This window comes from Sphingorhabdus sp. (assembly GCF_035329025.1).
Lineage (GTDB): Bacteria > Pseudomonadota > Alphaproteobacteria > Sphingomonadales > Sphingomonadaceae > Sphingorhabdus_B.
In genome coordinates this window covers 55880-69766 of sequence record NZ_DAOLHN010000001.1, presented here as the reverse complement: position 1 = coordinate 69766, position 13887 = coordinate 55880, and the positions used below count along the sequence as shown (strand labels likewise).

The following is a 13887-nucleotide window of genomic DNA, read 5'->3' as shown; positions in this document are numbered from 1 at the left end:
CTACGCCGGGGCGACGGTTTTTAGAAAGCCGCAATCCCCGTAATCGCGCGCCCCAAAATCAGCGCGTGCACATCATGCGCGCCTTCATAGGTGTTGACCGTCTCCAGGTTCACCATGTGTCGGATGACCTGATATTCTTCGCTGATGCCGTTGCCACCGTGCATGTCGCGCGCCTGACGGGCGATGTCCAAAGCCTTGCCGACATTGTTACGCTTTACGATCGAGATCATGTCGGGCGCGAAGCGGCCTTCGTCCATCAGGCGGCCAACCCGGAGTGAAGCCTGCAGGCCGAGCGCGATGTCGGTCATCATGTCGGCGAGCTTCTTCTGGTAAAGCTGGTTTGCGGCCAGCGGCTTTCCGAACTGGTGCCGGTCAAGACCATATTGGCGGGCCGCATGCATGCAGAATTCGGCGGCACCGAGTGCGCCCCAGCTGATGCCATAGCGCGCGCGGTTCAGACAGCCGAATGGACCTTTCAGGCCCTGCACTTCGGGCAACAGTGCGTCTTCACCAACCTCGACATTATCCATCATGATCATGCCGGTGGTCGACGCACGCAAGCTCAGCTTGCCCTCGATCTTGGGCGCGGAAAGACCCTTCATGCCCTTTTCCAGAATGAAACCGCGAATGCCGCCACCATGCGCCTCGCTCTTCGCCCAGACGACAAAGACATCGGCGAACGGCGCGTTCGAAATCCATGTCTTGCTGCCGTTGATCACATAGCCGCCGTCGACCTTCTTCGCGACGGTGCGCATGCCAGCCGGATCGCTGCCCGCATCTGGTTCGGTAAGGCCGAAACAGCCGATCAGCTTGCCCGCGGCGAGGCCGGGCAGATATTTGCGGCGTTGCTCTTCAGAACCATAAGCATTGATCGGGTGCATAACGAGGCTCGACTGTACCGAGGCCATCGAACGATAGCCCGAATCGACGCGCTCGATTTCGCGCGCAATCAGGCCATAGGCGACATAGCTGGCGCCCGCGCCGCCATAGGCCGGGTCAATGGTCGCGCCGAGAAGGCCTGCCTGACCCATCAGCGGGAAGAGTTCCGGGGCATCGACTTCCTCCCGAAACGCCTTGATCACACGCGGCTGCAGCTCGCCCTGCGCAAAGCCATGCGCGGCGTCACGGATCATGCGTTCTTCTTCGGTCAGCTGGTCGTCGAGGAAAAAGGGATCGGACCAATCAAATGCTGCCATCTCGGCCATATTAGTAACTCCTGAAACTGGTTGGGCGCTTAGGATGTTTCGTGATTTTGGGCAACACCTGCCGACTAAACAAGGCTTCGTCATTCCCGCGAAGGCGGAGAACGCAGTGATCGACGATCAATCCAACCCCAAAGCTTGCGGTTTACAGCAACCGCTGTTTAGTGCCGATAATTCAGGAGATGGATTCCCGCCTTCGCGGGAATGACGAGGTGGGATTAGGTCATGTCAGTTTTATCCATTGAAGTGGGAAGCTTGTTAACGCGGTTAAGTTGCACCATCCCCACCGGCGACCTCCCCGTCCATACCCCGATCGACGGCGGTTTGATTGGCTCTGTCGCAACAGCAAGTGCCAACGAAATAGACACTGCGGTCTCCCGCGCCCAATCCGCCTTCCTCGCGTGGCGCACCATCCCCGCGCCGCTCCGGGGTGAACTCGTCCGCCGCTTTGGCAATGCCTTGCGCGAACACAAGGCCGATCTCGCCCGTCTCGTCACCATCGAGTGTGGCAAGCCAATCTCCGAAGGCGAGGGCGAGGTGCAGGAGATGATCGACATTTGCGACTTCGCGGTCGGCCTGTCTCGCCAGCTCCATGGCCTGACCATCGCCAGCGAGCGTCCCGGCCACCGGATGATGGAGCAATGGCACCCGTTGGGGCCGACTTTGATTATCAGTGCGTTCAACTTTCCGGTTGCGGTATGGGCATGGAATGCGGCGCTCGCTTTGGTGTGCGGCAACAGCATCGTCTGGAAGCCTTCGGAGAAAACGCCACTGACGGCGCTGGCGGTGCAGGCCTTGCTCGACGGCGTGCTGCGGGATTTTGAAGATGCGCCAGATGGTCTGTCGCAAGTTATCGTTGGTGCGCGCGAAACCGGTGCTGCGCTTGTCGCCGACCCACGCATAGCGTTTGTATCGGCTACCGGCAGCACCGCGATGGGCCGCGCTGTCGGGCAGGCCGCAGCGACTCGTTTCGCCAAGACCATCCTCGAACTCGGCGGCAACAACGCAGCGATTGTCAGCGACAAGGCCGATCTTGACCTTGCTTTGCGGGGGGTGCTGTTCTCGGCAGTAGGCACCAGCGGCCAGCGCTGCACCAGCCTGCGTCGGCTGTTTGTGCACAATGCGATCTACGATGATTTTGTCGCCAAGTTGAAAGTCGCTGCGACCAGCATCCCGGTCGGCGATCCGCTGGACACCGCCAATCTGGGCGGTCCGCTGATTGATGGAGATGCCTTTGAACGGATGCAATCCGCCTTGGGCGAAGCTGATGCAATGGGCGCGCGGATACATGGTGGCGATCGGATCGACCGGCCCGGCGTCTATGTTCGTCCCGCAATTGTCGAAATGGAAGATCATAGTGGACCAGTCCTTCGCGAGACATTCGCGCCAATTCTGTATGTGCTTCGCTATTCGAAGCTGGAAGAGGCTATCGCCCTTCAGAACAGTGTCGGAGCCGGACTCTCGTCCTCAATCTTCTCGCTCGACATGCGCGAATGCGAACTTTTCCTGTCTGCGGCAGGCAGCGATTGCGGTATCGCTAACGTCAATATCGGTACATCAGGTGCCGAAATTGGTGGAGCCTTTGGCGGCGAAAAAGAGACCGGCGGCGGGCGTGAAAGCGGCTCTGATGCCTGGAAGGCCTATATGCGCCGCGCGACCAATACGATCAACTACAGCAGCGCGTTGCCTCTGGCGCAGGGCGTGAAATTCGACATTGGTTGAATAAGGCTGACTCAGGATTCCTGTTGGACGAACATTGCCTCTGACGCGGTGGAGTCAAATTTATGTCATATAATTGTCGTATAGATGAAATAGTAAGGTTTTCTGCGATTTTTTCGGCATTTCGTACGCTTTTTTCTTCCATTTCCCTCCCACTGTAATGATACTGTAACAATCATAAAAATGGCGGATAGGAGAGTCGCTATGAAAATGGTTTTGATCGGATTGGCGCCAATGGTCTTCGCAGCATCCGGAGCATTGGCCGGAACCCCTGCAGCAGAAATCGGTTACGAACGCGGCGCGCTGGGCTTTGAAGCGCTCATGGCAAACGATAATGAGACCGCGTTGCGCCAGATCCAGTCTGCGAAGAGCGTGCCCCACAATGATCCTGCAAGGCTGATCAATCTTGGACGTGCGCATGCGCGTTTGGGAAATGTGACACAGGCGCAGCAGGCGTTTGAGGCGGCTGCCAATTGTCGGGAGCATTTCGACATCGTGCTGTCGAGCGGCAAGGTCATGAACTCGCGCAAGGCCGCTATGTTGTCGTTGCAGTCACTGAAAAGATAGTCGCCGACTGGGCCGCCGATTGCTGTTTGATTGGGGTTTTGAAGCAGATGTAACAGTGTTGCAACATAAGTTTCACGAAACTGTCTCCAACATCGAACAATAGAGTCACATGCATATTCTAGGGGCCTTCACCGAAGACCGGTGGGGGCCCTTTTGATTCGCGCCCGCAAGTCTCAATGCCCGTTCTGGGTAAGGTTTATTGCGGAGAATCAGAATGATAGACCCGAAATTGCGTGGGATAGTTTATGCAACGGCAGCAGCAGGCCTGCTGTCGGCTTGCGGTGCCGATGATATCGCTTCGCCCGGCGACGGCAGCATTGTGGTGGTGCCGCCGCCAGTCGTTGCTCCGCCCCCGCCGCCGCCGCCTCCCCCGCCGCCGACAGGCCCTGCGGCCAGCTGCCCCTCGGGAACAGTCGATGCGGGCACGATCGCCAATCGCCGCAACTGCCAGATTTCGGGTACCATCACCGGCGCGCTTCGCCTGCAGAACCTTGCGGGCACGATCTACTCGCTCAATGGCAAAGTGCAGGTTGGCCAGGATCTGGGTGCCGACCCGAATGCTCCAATCGCAGGCGCTGTTTCAGGCGTTCTCACGATCGACGCAGGCGTCACCATCTTCGGCGCATCGGGCGCTGACTTCATGGTCGTCAATCGCGGCTCGCAACTGAATGTCGACGGTTCTGCGACCCGCCCGGTCGTCATGACCAGCCGCAACAACGTGTTGGGCACCTCAACCGCTTCGAGCATCGGCGAATGGGGTGGTCTTGTTATTCTTGGCCGTGCGCCGATTGCCGATTGCGCTGATGCTGCTGCGACTGGCGGCACCGTGGGCTGCGTCGCTCCGGTCGAAGGCACCAGCGGCTCGATCTATGGCGGTGCATCGCCGAACGACAATAGCGGCACCATCCGCTATCTGCAGGTTCGCTATCCGGGCTTCCGTGTGGATACCAACAACGAACTCAACGGCATCACCATGGCCGGCGTGGGCGCTGGCACGATCTTCGAAAATGTCCAGGTGCACAACAGCTCTGACGACGGCATCGAATGGTTTGGTGGACGCGTAAACGGTCGCAACCTTGTTCTGACCGGCAATGACGATGATTCGCTCGACGTTGACTCGGGCTTCAAGGCTGCCCTGCAGGATATCATCGTGCTGCAGCGCACCGACGGTGGTGACCATATCGTCGAAGCCGACTCTTCGGGCAACGACACCCGCCTGCCGCGTACCGATGTCCGCTTTGCGAACTTCACTTTCATCGGCCAGACCGGACGCAATACGACCCTGCTGCTCCGCGGCGGTGGTGACTATTCGTTCGTCAACGGCATCATGACGGGCAGCCCGCGTTGCATCGATATCGATGGCGCGTCGACAGTGCAGGCTGCGAACGCTGCGCAGGATGAGGACGGTCCGCCGGTGTTCAACTCGGTGTTCATGTCGTGTGCGACGGCTTTCCCCGATGATGCCGACGTGACCGGTGCGCAGGTGCAGGCCATTTTCGCTGCTGGCACCAACAACACCGCCAACGGCACCTCGACGCTTTCGGGCACCTTCATCAACGGCGCCAATGAAAATGCAGTCTCGCCCTTCGCGGCAGCAGGCCTCGCCAGCTACCTGATCAACCGGGCCTATATCGGCGCGGTCCGCGACAGCACGACCAACTGGTGGTCGGGTTGGGCGTGCGGCCTTCCGGGTCAGGCCTCGTGCCTTGAAATCCCGGCCGCAGGCTAAGCTAGCGCATCGTTAATCCCAAAGGGGCGGCGCCTTAATGTCGCCGCCCCTTTTTCTAAATAATCAGGGCACCCAAAGATCATGAAACGCATATTCGGCACCACATTGCTGCTCACTTCCGCACTGGTCGCTCCGGCGGCGCTTGCGCAGGATGTCACACAGCCAGAGGCGGCGGAAGAGGCTGCTCCGGCAGTTGAGGAGACCCAGCCTGCAGAGGAAGAGGTCGAAATTTCAGGTCCGGGTGCCGATAGCGGCGAAGGACAGGAGATTGTTGTCCAGGGTCGCTATATTCCCAATGTGATCCGCGCGACGCCCGAAGTCGTATCGGTGTTGTCGGCGGCGGATATCGCCCGCACGGGTGAAGGTGAAGTCGCAGGTGCCCTGCAACGCGTCACCGGTCTTTCGGTTGTCGGCGGCAAATTCGTCTATGTGCGCGGACTGGGTGAGCGCTATTCGCTCGCACTGCTCAATGGCTCGCCCCTGCCGTCGCCGGAGCCGCTGCGTCGCGTTATTCCGCTCGATCTCTTCCCGACCAGCATCCTTGCATCGACCGTAGTTCAGAAGAGCTATTCCGCCGACTATCCCGGCGAATTTGGCGGCGGTGTGATCAACCTGACCACCAAAAATGCACCGTCGGAAGGCTTCTTCGATGTCGGTTTCGGCATCGGCGGTGATACCGAGACCACCTTCGAAGTCGGTTACACCTATTTTGGTAGCCGCGGTGACTGGACCGGTTATGACAGCGGTGAACGCTCGCCCAAGGGGGCTTTTGCAAATGCTCTGGCCACCGGCAATCGTATCTTGGCAGGCTCGCAATTCAGCGTAGCCGATGTGCAGGAAATCACCGCCAGCCTCAGCAATTCGCGCACCAATGTGATCCAGCGCAACCTGGATATCCAGCCGAACATCAGCGGCGACATCGCGATGGGCAAGACCTTCGAGCTGGGCGCTGTCGATCTGGGTGTCATTGCCATTGCCGGTTACAACAACAACTGGCGCACGCGCAGCGGGATGCAACAGTTCGGTAACGTATCAACTGCCAATGGCAGCTCGTTCCTCGAACCCGCTCGCGATTTCGACTATCTGTCGACCGAAAACCGCATCATCCTCAATGGCATGATTGGCCTAGGCCTGCAATTTGGCGAGCACAAAATCCGCTTCAACAATCTGTTCATCCGCGACACACTGAAAGAGGCGCGGGTAGCTCTGGGTAATAACTTCGACACTGTAGGACCCAGCCCGACCCGCCCCGACGCAACGATCCAGACAGGCATCACCAGCTGGTTCGAACGCCAGTTGTTTGACAGCCAGATCATCGGCGAATTCAAGTTTGGCGATCTCTCGCTCGACCTGCGCGGCACCTATGCCAAGTCGCAGCGCGACGCGCCCTATGAGCGCTCGTACAGCTATGTCTATAGTGAGGCGTTTCAGGATTATGTGAACGACCTGCGTTCGCCTGGTCAGGATGCTTTTATCGCATTCAGCGAGCTCGAAGATGCCGTTTGGGCTGGTGGAGCGGATGTGGCCTATAAGCTGCCCACCGAATATCCACTGACCCTTTCGGCGGGCTATGCCTATTATGACAATAGCCGTGACTCGATCCGCCGCGATTTCCAGTTCCAGCCTTCCTCGGCGCTCAACCCGGCGGTGACGCAACAGCGCATCGATTATCTGCTGAGCGACTACAATGTTTACAGCTACAATGTGTTGTTGACCGAAACCACGGGTGGCCTCGGCTCGGCGGCCTTTACCGCTGGTCTGAAGGTGCATGCCGGATACGCCATGCTCGAAATCGAACCGGTCGATGGCGTGATGTTGAACGCCGGCGTGCGTTATGAAGACGGCAAGCAGTTTGTTCAACCGACCGCGCTGTTCGGCTTAACGCCAGCGCCGCGCACCGATCTCAACAATGATTACTTCCTGCCAGCCGGGACAATCACCTGGAACTTTGCCGAAGACATGCAGCTTCGCCTTGCCGGTTCGCGTACCATTGCGCGCCCGCAGTTCCGCGAACTTGCGCCGCAGCCCTATCGCGACACCGATTCCGGCCGCACCTTCTTTGGCAACCAGTATCTGCAGGATTCGGAACTGACCAATGTCGAGGCGCGATACGAATGGTATTTCGATCGCGACCAGCGTTTCTCGATCGCAGGCTTCTGGAAGGATATCACCAACCCGATTGAAAGCGTGGCGGTGCAGGTCGGCTCGAGCTTCTTCACCAGTTTTGCCAATGCGCCGAAAGCGACGTTGTACGGTGTGGAAATCGAAACCCAGAAATATTTCCCGCTCGAAACTTTGGGTGGTGATTTCTGGCTCAACCGCCGTCTCGCAGTGGTGGCGAACTACACCTATTCGGATTCCGAGATCAAAATCGGTGCCAATGATACGACAGTCAGTTTTTCGAGCGCGCCCAATTCTGTGCCTGCATCGACGGTGTTCGATACCAGCCGCAAATTGCGCCTGACGGGGCAGTCAAAACATCTGGTCAACCTGCAGCTCAGCCTTGAGGATACCGAGAAACTGTCGCAGCAGTCGTTGCTGATTACCTACACCAGCCCGCGTGCCACCAACCGCGGCCCTAACCTGTCGCCCGACTATATCGAGCGCCCGGGTTTGCGCCTCGACCTCATCTTGCGCCAGGGCCTGAAGATTGCCGGCAAGGAACTGGAGTTCAAGCTGGAAGGCCGCAACCTGACCGGTACCGATTATCGCGAACAGCAGCGGCTGGGGGATTCGGTTCTCAACATCAACAGCTATGATGTCGGGACCAGCTATTCGGCCAGCGTCACGGTGAAGTTCTAAATATCGTTAGTTGAAGGGCAGCCCTCACACCGGCTGCCTTTCCTCTTAATGTCTGTCATAAAAATGAAACCCAAAAGTCATCGAACTGTCTTCTGGTCAGCCTAACGCCGACTCGGTACAGGAGAATCGATGACACGGGGTTTGCTGCAATGGGCTGCTGACAGCTTGGTTTTGGCGTTACGTCGCGTTACGCCAACTGACGCTGTTGTCGGCCTCGCGCTTGTATTCGCCGCAATTCAGGCCGCCCGTTTGTTTTGGGCGCTGATCACCCCGATTGCCCTGGTCGGTGATTGGCGGCCCAGTCCGGTCAATGTTGTCCCCGCCGCTGAACGGGCGGCTTTGTTCGGTGGTTTCGATCCCTTTTTCCGCACCGCACAAGTCGCTGCCGATTCGGAAGTCGTCACCTCCTTGCCGCTGACCTTGTTTGGCATTCGCACCAACGAAGCATCGGGCGGCGGGTCTGCGATTATCGCTGGCGCAGATGGCGTTCAGAATAGCTGGTCGGTTGGTGAAACGATCATGCCCGGCGCGACGCTGCACGCGGTCGCGTTCGATCATGTGGTTATCAGTAACAATGGCGTTCTCGAAAAACTCTATATCGACCAGTCGGTGCCAGCCGAAAATGTTACGCCTGACACCCCAGCACCAACTCCCGAGTTGAAGAGCGAGCCGACGGCTAAGCTGAACGCGCAGACACTTCAACAATCCATCGGTCTCACACCCCGCAATGAAGGGGGCAAAGTCACTGGCTTGGTCGTATCGGCCAAGGATGACGGGACGATGCTCTCCGCAGCCGGGTTGCAAAAAGGCGACGTAATAACCTCGGTCAATGGTCGACCAATTGCGGCCGCCGCCGAACTTGCAGCGCAACTGCGACCCGGTGCCCGCCTGACCCTCGAAATCGAACGCGGCGCGCAAAAGCTGCCAGTCGCCCTCATTCTGGAACAATGATGAAGAAGCCTTTCCTTGCCCTGTCGCTCGCAACGCTGCTGGCGTCGACCTCGTTGCAGGCGCAGCACATCCTGAACGTCCGCGACGCGGATATCCGTGCCTTCGTTCAGGACGCCGCGCGCGTCACCGGCCAGACTTTCATCGTCGATAGCAGGGTGCAGGGGAAGGTTTCGGTTGTCACCGACCGTTCGCTCAGCCGGTCTGAATATTTCGAGGTGTTCCTTTCGACATTGCGGGCCAACGGGCTGGTCGCCATTCCGCTGCGTGGCGGTGGCTATCGCGTCCAACAAGCCGATGGCGCGGCGACCCAACCCACGCGCGTCGGTTCGGCCTCTGCCCCCGCCAGCCAGTTCGTCACCGAAGTATTCCGGCTGCGCTCGATTGACGCACCAGCTGCGGTTGAAACCCTGCGCCCGTTGATCAGTCGCGAGGGATCGATTACCGCCAACCGCAACGCCAACAGCCTGGTCGTGGCGGACTATGCCGACAATATCCGTCGCATCCGCGACCTCGTCCGTCAGATCGATCGCGACAGTGCCGCAACGCAGATTGTCGCGCTCGACAATGCCGGAGCACGCGAGATCGCAAGCGCGCTGCAAGGGCTGGCAGGGCAGGGCGTCGCCGGTGAAGGCGCCCGCCCGCCCGTTACTGTTGTGCCGATAGATTCGAGCAATGCCATTGCTTTACGCGGCGATCCCACTTCGGTTTCTAGATTTGCTTCGATGGCGAAGGAGCTCGACAAGCGGGCGGAATCGGGAGCTGAAATCCGCGTCTATCAGCTCGAATATGCCAATGCCGAAACGCTGCTGCCCACGATCCAGTCGCTGATTGGGGAGAGTGCAGCTTCGGCCATTCCGGCTGTGCAACCGGTACAAAACAGCGGGGCTGCTGCAGGTGAAGGATCTGCACCGGCCGCCGCCGCTTCGGCTCCCGTTTCTGTCACTGGCACCGCGAGTGCGCTGGGTGGTCGCGGCAAGATTGTCGTCAGCCGCTATGAAGGCACCAATGCGATCATCATTGCGGCCAGCCCGGATATGCAAAAGATGCTGGGCGAACTCATCCGCCAGCTCGACTCCCGCCCACAACAGGTATTGGTTGAGGCGATCGTTGTTGAGATCGGCAATGATGCGGCAAAGCGGCTTGGCGTGCAGTTCCTGATCGGTGGCAAGGATGCGCCTTTCGCAGCCACCAACTATTCAAACGCAGTACCCAGCATTTTGACCATTGGCGGTGCGATTGCGGCAGAGGAGCTTGCGACCCAAACGACCACGGTGAATGGTAATGTCACGACCACCACTTCGCGCAGCCCGCTGGGCGATAGCCTGCAACAAGCGGCGGCGCAGTCGATCCTGAATGCCACCGGCGGCTTTGGCGGCTTCGCCCTCGATATCGGTGCAGATGCGATTTTCGGGACGATCATCAACGCCGTCCAGAACGACACCGAATCCAACATTCTTGCGACGCCGCATATCGTGACGCTGAACAATCAGAAAGCGAAGTTCCTCGTCGGGCAGGATGTGCCGATTACCACGGGCGAGGCGCTGTCCGACAATTTCGACAATGCCTTCCGCACTGTGCAGCGAAAAGAGGTAGGCATCAAACTGGAGGTGATGCCGCAGGTCAACCAGCAGGGTGAAGTGAAGCTGTTCGTCAAACAGGAGGTGTCGAGCGTTGCTGGCCCCGTGTCGAACCGATCATCCGACCTCATCTTCAACAAGCGCGAATTTGAAACCACGCTGACCGTTGGCGATGGGCAGATCCTCGCAATTGGCGGGCTGCTCAATGATGACGAGCGCCGGACGATCGAGAAAATCCCGCTACTCTCGGACATTCCCTTGCTCGGCGAATTGTTCAAATCGAAGAGCCGCACAAGGCGGAAGACCAACCTGACGGTGTTCATCCGGCCAACGATCATCCGCAGCAGGGCCGACGGCGATGTCCATACAGCGCGCCGCTATGATTATGTGCGCGGGCTGCAACTTGATCGCAATCCGGACTTGGAGCCTTCGATCGACCAGCTGTTCCGCGACTATATGGGCGCGCCGCTTCCGGTTGCGCCGACGCTGGCGCCGGGCGACACGTTGGTCGGCGCTTCGACTGACCGTACGCGGCCTGCCGACGGCGAAATCCAGCCGTTACCCGAAGCCGAGGTCAAGCCATGAAGATCGGGCGCGGATCTGGTGAAGATACCCAGCCGGATACCGGCGCAATGCCGCTTGACCTGCCTTATGCCTTTGCCAAATCGCGCGGCGTCGTTTTGTTGAAGCGTGAAGAGGGACGTCTTCAGGTGGCGATGCGCGCCGGGGCCGATCCCGCCGATCTCCTTGAAGTTCGTCGCTATCTCGCCATGCCGTTCGATGTCGAGATAGCCGAGCCCGCCGAGTTTGATCGACACCTGTCAGACCATTATTCGATGGACGGCACCGCTGCGGCCATGGCCGGATCAATCGAGGCGGGCAATGCCGATGATGATCTGCTGGTGTCGGGCCTACCCAGTGCCGACGACTTGCTTGATAGCGCTGACGATGCGCCAGTCATCCGCCTGATCAACGGCATCATTGCCGAGGCGATCCGGCAGGGCGTTTCCGATATCCATATCGAGCCTTATGAAACCGGGCTTGTCGTGCGCATGCGGCAGGATGGCGTGCTGCAGGAGCGGCTGCGCATGCCGCCGCATGTTGCGCCTGTGGTCGTCAGCCGTATCAAGGTCATGGCGCGGCTCGATATTGCCGAACGGCGCGTGCCGCAGGACGGCCGCATAAGTCTGACGCTTGGTGGCAAGCAGGTCGACGTCCGCGTATCGACCTTGCCTAGCCGCGCCGGTGAGCGTGTGGTGCTGCGTATCCTTGATAAGGACAATGCCTTCATCTCGCTCGATCTGCTCGGCATGTCGGACAATGCGCGTGCGGTAATTTCCAGCGCGCTGGCTGAACCCAATGGCATCATCCTTGTCACCGGCCCTACCGGTTCGGGCAAGACAACCACCCTCTATGCCTGCCTGAAACAGTTGAACGATGGCAAGCGCAACATCCTGACCGTTGAAGATCCGGTCGAATATGCTTTCGAAGGCGTCGGCCAGACTCAGGTCAATGCCAAGGTCGGGATGACATTTGCGGCAGGGCTGCGCGCTATCCTTCGGCAAGACCCCGATGTTGTAATGGTCGGCGAAATCCGCGACCGGGAGACGGCAGAGATCGCGGTGCAGGCCGCGCTGACCGGCCATCTAGTCCTGTCGACGGTGCACACCAACGATGCGATCGGCGCCATCACCCGCATGCGCGATTTCAAGATCGAACCCTTCCTGCTGGCCTCGACACTGCGCGCGGTTGTTGCGCAAAGGCTTGTACGGCGGCTCTGCCCCGATTGTCGTGAACCTGTGCAGGCAGAAGCGGGCGCTGCGGCGCTGCTGGGGCTGGATGCAGGCAGTGTGATCCACAAGCCCGTTGGCTGCGAGAAATGCGGGCATAGCGGTTATCAGGGGCGCATCGGCGTGTTCGAGGCGATCAAGATTGATGACACCGTCCGCCGCTATATCGGCAATGGCGGCGACGAAGCGATCATCGCCCGCCATGTATTTGCCAACAGCCCGAACCTAGCCGCTGCCGCCCGCCGCCTTGTGCGCGACGGGGAGACGACCGCAGAAGAAGCTGTTCGCATCATGCGCTCCGAGGCGACGACCGATGCCTGACTTTGCCTGGCGTGCAATTGATGTGGAGGGCCGCGAGAAACGCGGACGCATCGCTGCCGCCAATGATCAGGTGGTGCGCGAGCGGTTGGCGCGGCAGCGTCTGCATGTCGTTACCATTGAGCCAGCAGCGGCCAAGCCGACAGTCACTGCGGGCTTGCCAAAGGCGTTCCAGCGGACGCCGAAACTGCGCCTGAAACAATTGACGCTATTCACGCGCCAACTGTCCTCGCTGGTGCAGGTATCTCCACTCGAAGAGGCGCTGCGCACCGCAAGCCTGCAAACCGAGTCCCAATCGGTGCGGACCATATTGGGTAATGTCCATGCAGGGATTGTCGAAGGGCAAAGGCTGTCCGAAGCGATGCGTCGCGAAGAGGCCAGCTTCCCGCCGATGTACCGCGCGATGGTTTCGGCAGGGGAAAGCTCCGGAGCCCTTCCCGAAATTCTGCAGCGATTGGCCGACCTGCTGGAGCGGCGCGCGGCGATCAACAGCAAGCTGCTCTCGGCGCTGGCCTATCCGATCATATTGACGCTGGTCGCGTTGCTCGTTGTGTCCGGGCTGATGATCTCGGTCGTACCGCGCGTGGTCGAGCAGTTTGACGATGTGAACCAGCAACTGCCGACGATCACACGGATCGTTATCGGGCTGTCGTCGTTCCTTGCCAGCTATTGGTGGGCCATCCTGCTGCTGATTGCAGTTGCTGTCGTCGCGGCTACTGCCGCATTGCGTCGCGAAGATATCCGTTTGCGGTTCGACCGCTTCCTGCTGCGCCTGCCGTTTATCGGCCGCCTGATCCGCGACCTCAACGCCGCCCGGCTGGCGCGGACATTGTCGACCATGGTGTCGAGCCGCCTGCCGTTACTCGATGGCTTGCGCCTGACGCGCGACACCGTTGGCAACCGCGCGCTGCGCGTCGCGAACGACCAGATGATCGAACAGGTGCGCACTGGCGGCAGCCTTTCGGGTGCGATGCGCACCGCCGGCGTCTTTCCACCGCTGCTTGTTTACCTAACTGCCAGCGGCGAAAGCTCTGGGCAACTCGAACTGATGCTCGAGCGCGCCGCCGATTATCTCGAACGCGAATTCGACAATTTCACCACGACCGCGCTGTCGCTGCTCGAGCCGCTGATCATTGTGGCGATGGGCGGCATTGTCGCCGTGATCATCCTGTCGATCCTATTACCTATCCTCCAACTGCAAAATCTTGCGGGGCTATGACCATGATTTCACG

9 protein-coding genes are annotated in these 13887 nt (G+C 59.5%); 8 read left to right on the top strand and 1 reads right to left on the bottom strand.

Features of this window, described 5'->3' with window-relative positions:
- Positions 1-20: 20 nt before the first annotated feature.
- Entirely contained in the window at positions 21-1196 is a 1176-nt protein-coding gene (locus PKC81_RS00330) for an acyl-CoA dehydrogenase (protein ID WP_324332645.1), read from the bottom strand.
- Positions 1197-1427: 231 nt separating this feature from the next.
- On the opposite strand from PKC81_RS00330, the gene PKC81_RS00325 reads away from it, so the two are divergent.
- From PKC81_RS00325 to gspF, 8 genes are all read left to right on the top strand, one after another.
- Positions 1428-2924, top strand: coding sequence for an aldehyde dehydrogenase family protein (locus PKC81_RS00325; protein ID WP_324332607.1), 1497 nt, complete (start codon positions 1428-1430; stop codon positions 2922-2924).
- Between the two features lie 201 nt (positions 2925-3125).
- Positions 3126-3488: a hypothetical protein gene (locus tag PKC81_RS00320; protein ID WP_324332606.1), complete on the top strand. Its 363-nt coding sequence runs from the start codon at positions 3126-3128 to the stop codon at positions 3486-3488.
- 214 nt (positions 3489-3702) lie between these two features.
- Positions 3703-5217 (top strand): hypothetical protein, encoded by a 1515-nt coding sequence (locus PKC81_RS00315; RefSeq protein WP_324332605.1) that lies wholly within the window; start codon positions 3703-3705, stop codon positions 5215-5217.
- A gap of 81 nt (positions 5218-5298) precedes the next feature.
- Positions 5299-8019, top strand: coding sequence for a TonB-dependent receptor (locus PKC81_RS00310; RefSeq protein WP_324332604.1), 2721 nt, complete (start codon positions 5299-5301; stop codon positions 8017-8019).
- Between the two features lie 129 nt (positions 8020-8148).
- Positions 8149-8970: a type II secretion system protein N gene (locus PKC81_RS00305; protein WP_324332603.1), complete on the top strand. Its 822-nt coding sequence runs from the start codon at positions 8149-8151 to the stop codon at positions 8968-8970.
- Positions 8970-11132: a type II secretion system secretin GspD gene (gene gspD / locus PKC81_RS00300; RefSeq protein WP_324332644.1), complete on the top strand. Its 2163-nt coding sequence runs from the start codon at positions 8970-8972 to the stop codon at positions 11130-11132. The genes PKC81_RS00305 and gspD overlap by 1 nt, the downstream gene beginning before the upstream one ends.
- The gene (gene gspE / locus PKC81_RS00295) at positions 11129-12658 is read left to right on the top strand and encodes a type II secretion system ATPase GspE (protein WP_324332602.1); all 1530 of its coding nucleotides are present in this window, start codon (positions 11129-11131) and stop codon (positions 12656-12658) included. The genes gspD and gspE overlap by 4 nt, the downstream gene beginning before the upstream one ends.
- The gene (gene gspF / locus PKC81_RS00290; protein WP_324332601.1) at positions 12651-13874 is read left to right on the top strand and encodes a type II secretion system inner membrane protein GspF; all 1224 of its coding nucleotides are present in this window, start codon (positions 12651-12653) and stop codon (positions 13872-13874) included. Before gspE ends, gspF begins: the two co-directional genes overlap by 8 nt.
- The last annotated feature ends 13 nt before the right edge of the window (positions 13875-13887 follow it).

Excerpts from the sequence above, each read along its gene's own strand:
- PKC81_RS00305 (WP_324332603.1), top strand. The coding sequence starts at position 8,149 with ATGACACGGGGTTTGCTGCAATGGGCTGCTGACAGCTTGGTTTTGGCG.
- gspF (WP_324332601.1), top strand. The coding sequence starts at position 12,651 with ATGCCTGACTTTGCCTGGCGTGCAATTGATGTGGAGGGCCGCGAGAAA.
- gspD (WP_324332644.1), top strand. The coding sequence starts at position 8,970 with ATGAAGAAGCCTTTCCTTGCCCTGTCGCTCGCAACGCTGCTGGCGTCG.
- gspE (WP_324332602.1), top strand. The coding sequence starts at position 11,129 with ATGAAGATCGGGCGCGGATCTGGTGAAGATACCCAGCCGGATACCGGC.
- PKC81_RS00325 (WP_324332607.1), top strand. The coding sequence starts at position 1,428 with ATGTCAGTTTTATCCATTGAAGTGGGAAGCTTGTTAACGCGGTTAAGT.
- PKC81_RS00315 (WP_324332605.1), top strand. The coding sequence starts at position 3,703 with ATGATAGACCCGAAATTGCGTGGGATAGTTTATGCAACGGCAGCAGCA.
- PKC81_RS00310 (WP_324332604.1), top strand. The coding sequence starts at position 5,299 with ATGAAACGCATATTCGGCACCACATTGCTGCTCACTTCCGCACTGGTC.
- PKC81_RS00330 (WP_324332645.1), bottom strand. The coding sequence starts at position 1,196 with ATGGCAGCATTTGATTGGTCCGATCCCTTTTTCCTCGACGACCAGCTG.
- PKC81_RS00320 (WP_324332606.1), top strand. The coding sequence starts at position 3,126 with ATGAAAATGGTTTTGATCGGATTGGCGCCAATGGTCTTCGCAGCATCC.